Below are 7,506 nucleotides of genomic sequence, written 5' to 3' on the forward strand. Positions count from 1 at the left end.
AGCCCTGGATGAGTTGGTGCCATGGCCGGTGGTGGAGCTTTGCGCCACCGACTTCACCGGGCGGTAGTTGGTGCCGGTGTAGTATTCGGTGATCCAGACGATCAGCGCCGTCACCACCAGGCCCACCACGGCGCAGCAGTACAGCGTCTGCCCGGTGAAGTCCTTGCCGTTGACGGAGAAGGCGGTTTGCAGATGGTCTGGCAGCACCCAGTAGGTGACGGCCCAGATGCCGACCAGGGACAGCACGCCGGTGGCGATCAGCCCCTTGTACAGCGCCCCCATGATGTTGCCGCTGGCCCCCAGGCGCACGAAGTAGGTGCCGATGATGGAGGTGATGATGCAGACGCCACCGATGGCCAGCGGGTACAGCATCAGGGGCGTCAGCAGATCCGTGCCAGCGAAGAAGATGGACGCCAGCACCATGGTCGCCACCGTGGTGACGGCGTAGGTTTCGAACAGGTCGGCGGCCATGCCGGCGCAGTCGCCCACGTTGTCGCCCACATTGTCGGCGATGACGGCGGGGTTGCGTGGATCATCCTCCGGGATGCCGGCCTCCACCTTGCCCACCAGGTCGGCGCCCACGTCCGCCCCCTTGGTGAAGATGCCGCCGCCCAGGCGGGCGAAGATGGAGATGAGGGAGGCGCCGAAGCCCAGCGCCACCAGGGCGTCGACCAGCGGCCGGCCGGTGATCCCCAGTTGGGAAAGCAGTCCGAAGTAGACGGAAACGCCCAGGAGCGCGAGGCCCGCCACCAGCATGCCGGTGACGGCGCCGGAGCGGAAGGCGATGGACAGGCCCGCCGCCAGGCCGTGGCGCGAGGCCTCCGCCGTGCGCACGTTGGCGCGGACGGAAACGTTCATGCCGATGTATCCAGCCGCCCCCGACAGGACGGCGCCCACGACGAAGCCCAGCGCCACGTACCATTTCAGCGTGACGTACAGCAGGATGGCGATAACGATGCCCACCACGGCGATGGTGCGGTATTGCCGGTTGAGATAAGCCCCCGCCCCCACCTGGATGGCGGCGGCGATTTCCAGCATGCGGGCGTTGCCCGGGCTGGCGGCGAGTACGGACCTGGCGGTGAAAAGACCATAGAGCACAGCCAAGGCGCCGCACCCCCACACGAAGGGAAGCACTCCTGTCATGTCGTTTCCTTTTCCCAGACTGGTTTCCCAGGGTCGGCGCCGCCCCGATTCTGGTCGTCGGTTGTCGGTCGCCGTTTCAGTCCGAAAAAAGTGACATGGAAACAGGGCTTAAGCAATCGCCTCTCGGCAGGTCTTCAAAGGGAGAGGAAGTAAAACCGCGTATCCACCGCCATGCGGGGAAAGGTTGTGGGTAACCCATCCGGGGTAATCAGGGAAAAACCGCTTTTTTCATAAAAGCGATGGGCCGCCAGGAACTTGGCAGTTGTGCCCAAATACACGGCTTTCAGGCCATGATCCCTGGCATGTGCCAGCAAAATATCCAGCAACTGGGCCGCCAGACGGTGTGGCGCTCCCCGGTGGCTGGCCGCCACGAACATCTTGCGCAGGGCGCCCGCCCCGTCGCCGATGTCCTTCAACGAAATGGTGCCGACGACGCGCCCTTCATCCACCGCCACCCAGAACTCGCCCGCGCCTTGTTGGTAAAAGCCTGGAATATCGCGCAGATCCGGCTGTTCGGCATAGGTGATGGGGACGCCGAACTCCTCTCGCTGGATGGGAACGATCAGATCGGCGATGCCCGACTCGTCACCGGGCCGGTAGGGGCGGAGTTCCATGGAGTCGCGTCCGATATCAATACGCGGGATGTTGGTTTACCGCCTGGATCAGCACGTCGTCGACCACGCCCTCGCCCATCACCTTGTTGGTGGCGTCCACCAGCCAGCGGCGCACCTGCACCACGTCGATGACCTGGCCGGCCTTGATCTGCTGCTGGCCCAGCTTGCCGTACAGCGCCTCGATATAGGCGTTCTGCAAACGGTAGCGCTGATTCTTCACCGTTTCCTTGGCCTCGTCGCTGGCCACCTGGATCTGTACCTGCAGCAGCAGGTTCTGCTCGATCTTCTTTTCGCCCATCACCGGCAGGACGAAGGGGCCGATGTCCACGAACTGTGGCGGGCCCACGGGCTTCTTCTTCTCCTCCTCAACCTTGGGCTGACCGTCCTTGTGGACCAGGAAGACATAGCCCCCCACGCCGGCACCGATCAGCGCCAGCAGGGCCACCACCAGGAAGAGGATTTTTTTCATCGACCGAATTTCCAGCAGAAGGAGTGCGGGCGGCTTACCGCCCCCACGCCATCCTGGCGTCCGGACGTTAAAAATCCATGCCCGGCCAAGGGCAAGGCCACCCTGGTCCGCAGGATAGACCAGGATCAGAAGTGCTGCCAGCCGCCGCCGCGGGGGGTGATGTCCCGGCCCATGGCGTCCACCAGGCGGGCGGGCCCGGTGCCGTCCGTCCAGCCGCCACCCGCCGCCAGCGGCCGCAGGGCGCCGATCTCGGTCACGGTCAGCTTGGCCTTGGCCGCCGCTGTCATGATGGCGGGACGCGCGGCCGGCGGGACGGTGAACACCACCTCGTAGTCCTCCCCGCCTGTCACCAGGTCGGTGATGGTGCAGGCGTGCGCGGCCAGCAGGCGGCGGGCCGGCGGCGACAGGGGCACGCGTTCCGCCTCCACCACCGCGACCAGTCCCGACTCGCGGACGATGTGGCCCAGGTCAGCCAGCAGGCCATCGGACACGTCGGCCGAGGCGGTGGCGCCGGCGCGCAGCACCGGCCCGACGCCCAGGCGCGGCCGGGGCCGGTAGAACCGGTCCAGCAGGAACTGGCGATCATCCTCGGGCACCGGCCCCTTGCGCTGGCGGGCGAGTGCCAGGCCCAGGGTGGCGTCGCCGATGGTGCCGGTGACGAAGACCAGATCGCCCGGCCCGGCACCGATGCGGCGGACGGCCGTGCCGGCGTCGATCAGGCCCAGCGCGCTGATGGCCAGGGTGATGGGCCCGTCGGTGACGGTGCTGTCCCCGCCCAGCAGGTGGATGCCGAACTCCGCCTGGTCGGCCGCCAGGCCGCTGGCGAACCCGGCCAGCCAGGCCTCCGGCAGGCTGCGCGGCAGGCTGGTGACCAGGCTGTAGGCCAGGGGCGTCGCGCCCTTGGCCGCCAGGTCGGACAGATTGGTGCGCAGCAGCTTGCCCGCCACCAGGGCGGGGGCGTCGTCGGGGAAGAAATGGACGCCGGCCACCATGGCGTCGGTGGTCACCACCAGTTCCTTGCCAGCTGGCACGGTGACATAGGCGGCGTCGTCGCGCAGTCCCTGGGCGCCGGGAAACCCCTGGGCCAGAGGCCGGAAGTAGCGGGCGATGCGGTCAAATTCGCCAAGGGGCTGGCCGGCGTCCGCATTGGCGCCGGCGGGGGCGCAGGAGTCGGAACCGGTGTCCGCCATTAATAGGCTCCCCTCAAGCGCCGGGCGCCTGCATCCGCAGGCTTGGCTTCCTCGCATTTCGGTCCGCCACTGCTCCCCGAAATACTCCGGCGGTCGCGGTCGCGGCCTACGGCATGAGGCCAGGGCCTCATGCTGCCTCCTTGTCAGCCCTGGCCGTTGGCGCGGGCGGCCATCTCATCCGGGCGGACGATGCGGGCCACCTTGTCCAGAACGCCGTTGATCATGCCCGGGTTCCCGGCCGGCGAAAAAGCCGTGGGCAACATCGATGTAATCGTTGATGACGATGCGGGCGGCGGTGTCGCCGCCGGCCAGCAGTTCCCAGGCGCCGGCGCGCAGGATGGCGCGCAGCAGCAACTCCAGCCGGTCCAGGTGCTGGCGGTCCAGTGCCTGCGTCAGCACTGGATCGATCTCATGCTGGCGCGAGGTGGCGCCGCGCACGATGGCGGCGAACAGCTCCCCGTCCGCGCTAACGTAACGGTCGCCGTCCAGTTCCTGCCCTAGGCGGAAATTGGCGTACTCGGTGATGATCACCTCGGGCGAGCTTTCCGTCAGCTCGATCTGGTACAGCGCCTGAACGGCGTTCAGGCGGGCCGCACTACGCCGCGCCTTGGCGGAGCCGGCGCGCTTGGGCGTGGGAAGCTTCACTTCCGGCGTGAGCGTGGGGGTGGTGACCTTTTTGCGGGGTGCCATGATCTCGGAAACGCTTTTCGCCAGGAAGGAAGGGGGGAACGGAAAGTAGGGAAAGATGGGGCAGCCGGGCCCGCCGGCCAACCGAAAAATTAAGCGGCATGGCCGGCCTGCCCGCATAGCAGCCGCCGAACACCATCTTGCGCGTGCAGCGATCAGCGGCTGGTCAGGCGGAACTGGCGCTTCAGCTCGATCATCTCAAGGCAGGCGCGGGCGGCGTCCGCCCCCCGGTTCTTCTGCGCGACCGAGGCGCGGACCCAGGCCTGTTCCCGGTTCTCCACCGTCAGCACGCCGTAGCCCAGCGCCAAAGTGTGGCGTAGCGCCAGGTCGTTCAGCCCGCGGGCGCATTCGGCGGCGACGGTGTCGTAGTGCGTCGTCTCCCCCCGGATCAGGCAACCCAACGCGACGTAGCCGTCGAAGCGACGGCGGCCGGAATAGAAGTCCATGGACTTCACGGAATACTGGATGGCGGCCGGCAACTCGAAGGCGCCCGGCACCTGGAAATGCTCATGCGTCGCACCGGCCTTGGCGATCTCCGCCATGGCCCCGCGCACCAGTTCCTCGCCGATGTCCTCGTGGAACCTGGCTTCGACGATCATGATGTGCGGGGCGTCGGCCACTCCGGCCCCCTCAGGCGACGGGCGGGCGCGGCGGGATGGGGTGCTGGCTGACAATGGTCAGGCCGTACCCTTCAGCGCCCACCAGGACCTTGGGATTATTGGTCAGCAGGCGCATCTCCTTGACGCCCAGATCCAGCAGGATCTGCGCGCCCACGCCATAATCGCGCAGTTGGCCATAGTCGTGACCGCCCGGCCCGTCCAGCGCCTGCAACCGTTCCAGCAGCGAGAAGGGTTGCGCGTCGCGGATGACGACGATGACGCCCCGGCCCTCGCGCGCCACCGTGGCCATGGCGATGTCCAGGTCGCCGGCTCCCTGGCGGCGCACATCGCCCAGCAGGTCGTGCACCACCTCCAGCGCGTGCACGCGCGCCAGCACCGGCCGGCCGTCGGCAACGTCGCCCATGACCAGGGCCAGATGCTCCGCCCCGGTGATGCGGTTGCGGTAGACGTGCACGGTGAAATGGCCGCCGTGGCGGCTTTCGATGGCGGTGGTGTAGGTGCGCTCCACCAGCGTCTCGGTGCGGCGGCGATAGGCGATCAGGTCGGCGATGGTGCCGATCTTCAGGCGATGTTCGGCGGCGAAAGGCAGCAGGTCCGGCAGGCGGGCCATGGTGCCGTCGTCCTTCATGATCTCGCAGATCACGCCGGCGGGCAGCTTGCCGGCCAGGCGGGCGAGGTCCACCGCCGCCTCGGTATGGCCGGCGCGGACCAACACGCCGCCGTCGCGCGCCACCAGCGGGAAGATGTGCCCGGGGGTGGCGATGTCCTGCGGGCCGCTGGCCGGGTCGATGGCGACGGCGATGGTGCGGGCACGGTCGGGGGCGGAGATGCCGGTGGTGACCCCTTCCCGCGCCTCGATGGACACGGTGAAGGCTGTCTGGTGACGCGACGCGTTGTCCCGCGACATCAGCGGCAGGTTCAGGCGGTCGATCTGCGCCTTGTCCATGGACAGGCAGATCAGGCCCCGGCCATAGCGGGCCATGAAGTTCACGGCCGCCGCGTCGCAGCATTCCGCCGGGATGACCAGGTCGCCCTCGTTCTCGCGGTCCTCGTCATCCACCAGGATGAACATGCGGCCGGCGCGGGCCTCTTCGATCAGTTCCTCAGGCGAGGACAAGGCCACGGCGGCCGGTGTGCTGCTCATTCTTTATTCTTTCGTTTCCACCAGACGGGCGACGTAGCGCGCCAGCATGTCCACCTCCAGGTTCACCACGCCGCCAGCTTTCAGATGCTGGAAGGTGGTCTTTTCCTGGGTGTGGGGGATGATGTTGATACCGAAGCGCGTGCCCTCGACCGAATTCACGGTCAGGGACACGCCGTTCAGGGCCACGGACCCTTTGGCGGCGATGAAGCGCGCCAGGTGTGGCGGGGCATCGAACCACCAGCGCTGGCTGTCGCCATCCGGCTGGACGTCGACGATGTCGATGACACCGTCAACATGGCCGTAGACCAGATGGCCGCCCAGTTCATCGCCCAGGCGCAGGGATTGTTCCAGGTTCACCGGCGTGCCGGCCTGCCAGGTGCCGGTGGTCGTCTTGGAGTGGGTCTCGGCGGACACGTCCACCCGGAACCAGCCGGGTCCTTTCTCCACCACCGTCAGGCAAACGCCGTTACAGGCGATGGAAGCGCCAATGGCGACCGCCGCCAGGTCGAACCCGGTGGCGATGGTGAAACGGGTATCGCCACGCCGTTCAACAGCGGTGACCTGCCCGACATCCGTGATCAGTCCGGTAAACATGGCCGACAAACTAGGCCGGGGCGCCGCGACTGGCGAGTGGAAAATGGCGGCCATCCGGGCGCCCGTCCGCAGGGCGGTTACGCGTTGAAACAACCGCAGGGCGGTCAGGCGATCCGGCGATAGCTCTCGGCCTTGTCATCGCCGGCGGATCGCACGTCGACACAGGCGAAGCGCGGCGCGTGGTTCAAGTGCTCCAGCCCGAAGCCCTGGGCCGCCGACAGGCCGTCGCCACCGATGATCTTGGCCGCGCGATACCATTCCAGCCGGTCGACCAGATCCTCCTTGAATAGGGAGGCCGCCAATTGCGCCCCGCCTTCCACCAGCACGCGGGTCAGGCCGCGGGTGCCCAGGGCTGCCAGCACGGCGGGCAGCGGCATGACGCCGGCGGCGTCCGGGGCGATCTCCATCAGGTCCACGCCGCAGTCTTGATAGGCGCGGCGGCGGGCGTTGTCCCCGCCGGCCAGCGTCGCCACCCACACCGGCACCCGCCGGGCGTCGCGCACCAGGCGGCTGGTCAGTGGCAGACGCAGGCGGCTGTCCACCACGATGCGGATGGGGGAGCGGTCCTCCAGCCCCGGCAGGCGGCAGGTCAGTTCCGGATCGTCGGCCAGCGCCGTGCCGATGCCCACCATGATTGCGTCGTGGGTGGCCCGCAGGCCATGCCCCCACGATCGGGCGACCGGCCCGGTGATCCACTGGCTCTCATGCGCCTTGGTGGCGATGCGGCCATCCAGCGTGGTGGCCAGCTTCAGGGTGACCATGGGCCGTCCCTCGGTGACCCGGCGCAGGAAGCCCTCGGTCACCAATCGCGCCTCGTCCTCCAGCAGGCCGGTATCCACGGCGATGCCGGCGTCCCGCAGCCGGGCGACACCGCGGCCGGAGACGCGGGGATCGGGGTCGCCGATGGCCACCACCACCCGGGCTACGCCGGCCGCCACCAAGGCGTCGGCGCAGGGCGGCGTCTTGCCATGATGGCTGCAGGGTTCCAGGGTGACATAGGCGGTGGCTCCCTCCGCCGCGTTGCCGGGCTGGCCCAGGGCCACCG

General features: G+C 68.1%; 9 protein-coding genes. All 9 read right to left on the reverse strand.

What is annotated here, in order from left to right; genetic code table 11:
* The coding region (locus I55_RS12135; protein WP_044560845.1) for a sodium/proton-translocating pyrophosphatase at positions 1 to 1,143 on the reverse strand (1,143 nt) is incomplete at its 3' end.
* Between the two features lie 134 nt (positions 1,144 to 1,277).
* Entirely contained in the window at positions 1,278 to 1,757 is a 480-nt protein-coding gene (locus I55_RS12140; protein ID WP_044560840.1) for a GNAT family N-acetyltransferase, read from the reverse strand.
* A gap of 16 nt (positions 1,758 to 1,773) precedes the next feature.
* Positions 1,774 to 2,226, reverse strand: coding sequence for a flagellar basal body-associated protein FliL (gene fliL, locus I55_RS12145; protein WP_044560841.1), 453 nt, complete (start codon positions 2,224 to 2,226; stop codon positions 1,774 to 1,776).
* Positions 2,227 to 2,351: 125 nt separating this feature from the next.
* Positions 2,352 to 3,416: a thiamine-phosphate kinase gene (gene thiL, locus I55_RS12150; protein ID WP_049974054.1), complete on the reverse strand. Its 1,065-nt coding sequence runs from the start codon at positions 3,414 to 3,416 to the stop codon at positions 2,352 to 2,354.
* Positions 3,417 to 3,590: 174 nt separating this feature from the next.
* Positions 3,591 to 4,106, reverse strand: coding sequence for a transcription antitermination protein NusB (locus tag I55_RS12155; protein ID WP_252181119.1), 516 nt, complete (start codon positions 4,104 to 4,106; stop codon positions 3,591 to 3,593).
* Between the two features lie 152 nt (positions 4,107 to 4,258).
* Positions 4,259 to 4,723 (reverse strand): 6,7-dimethyl-8-ribityllumazine synthase, encoded by a 465-nt coding sequence (ribH, locus tag I55_RS12160; protein WP_044560842.1) that lies wholly within the window; start codon positions 4,721 to 4,723, stop codon positions 4,259 to 4,261.
* 10 nt (positions 4,724 to 4,733) lie between these two features.
* Positions 4,734 to 5,867 (reverse strand): 3,4-dihydroxy-2-butanone-4-phosphate synthase, encoded by a 1,134-nt coding sequence (gene ribB / locus I55_RS12165; protein ID WP_044560843.1) that lies wholly within the window; start codon positions 5,865 to 5,867, stop codon positions 4,734 to 4,736.
* A 3-nt stretch (positions 5,868 to 5,870) separates the two neighbouring features.
* Entirely contained in the window at positions 5,871 to 6,461 is a 591-nt protein-coding gene (locus I55_RS12170) for a riboflavin synthase (RefSeq protein ID WP_044560847.1), read from the reverse strand.
* A gap of 104 nt (positions 6,462 to 6,565) precedes the next feature.
* On the reverse strand, positions 6,566 to 7,506 hold a 941-nt coding region (gene ribD, locus I55_RS12175), incomplete at its 5' end, for a bifunctional diaminohydroxyphosphoribosylaminopyrimidine deaminase/5-amino-6-(5-phosphoribosylamino)uracil reductase RibD (RefSeq protein WP_044560844.1).

It is taken from the genome of Azospirillum sp. B4 (assembly GCF_000333275.1).
GTDB lineage: Bacteria > Pseudomonadota > Alphaproteobacteria > Azospirillales > Azospirillaceae > Nitrospirillum.

Excerpts from the sequence above, each read along its gene's own strand:
- ribB (WP_044560843.1), bottom strand. The coding sequence starts at position 5,867 with ATGAGCAGCACACCGGCCGCCGTGGCCTTGTCCTCGCCTGAGGAACTG.
- I55_RS12155 (WP_252181119.1), bottom strand. The coding sequence starts at position 4,106 with ATGGCACCCCGCAAAAAGGTCACCACCCCCACGCTCACGCCGGAAGTG.
- I55_RS12170 (WP_044560847.1), bottom strand. The coding sequence starts at position 6,461 with ATGTTTACCGGACTGATCACGGATGTCGGGCAGGTCACCGCTGTTGAA.
- fliL (WP_044560841.1), bottom strand. The coding sequence starts at position 2,226 with ATGAAAAAAATCCTCTTCCTGGTGGTGGCCCTGCTGGCGCTGATCGGT.
- I55_RS12140 (WP_044560840.1), bottom strand. The coding sequence starts at position 1,757 with ATGGAACTCCGCCCCTACCGGCCCGGTGACGAGTCGGGCATCGCCGAT.
- thiL (WP_049974054.1), bottom strand. The coding sequence starts at position 3,416 with ATGGCGGACACCGGTTCCGACTCCTGCGCCCCCGCCGGCGCCAATGCG.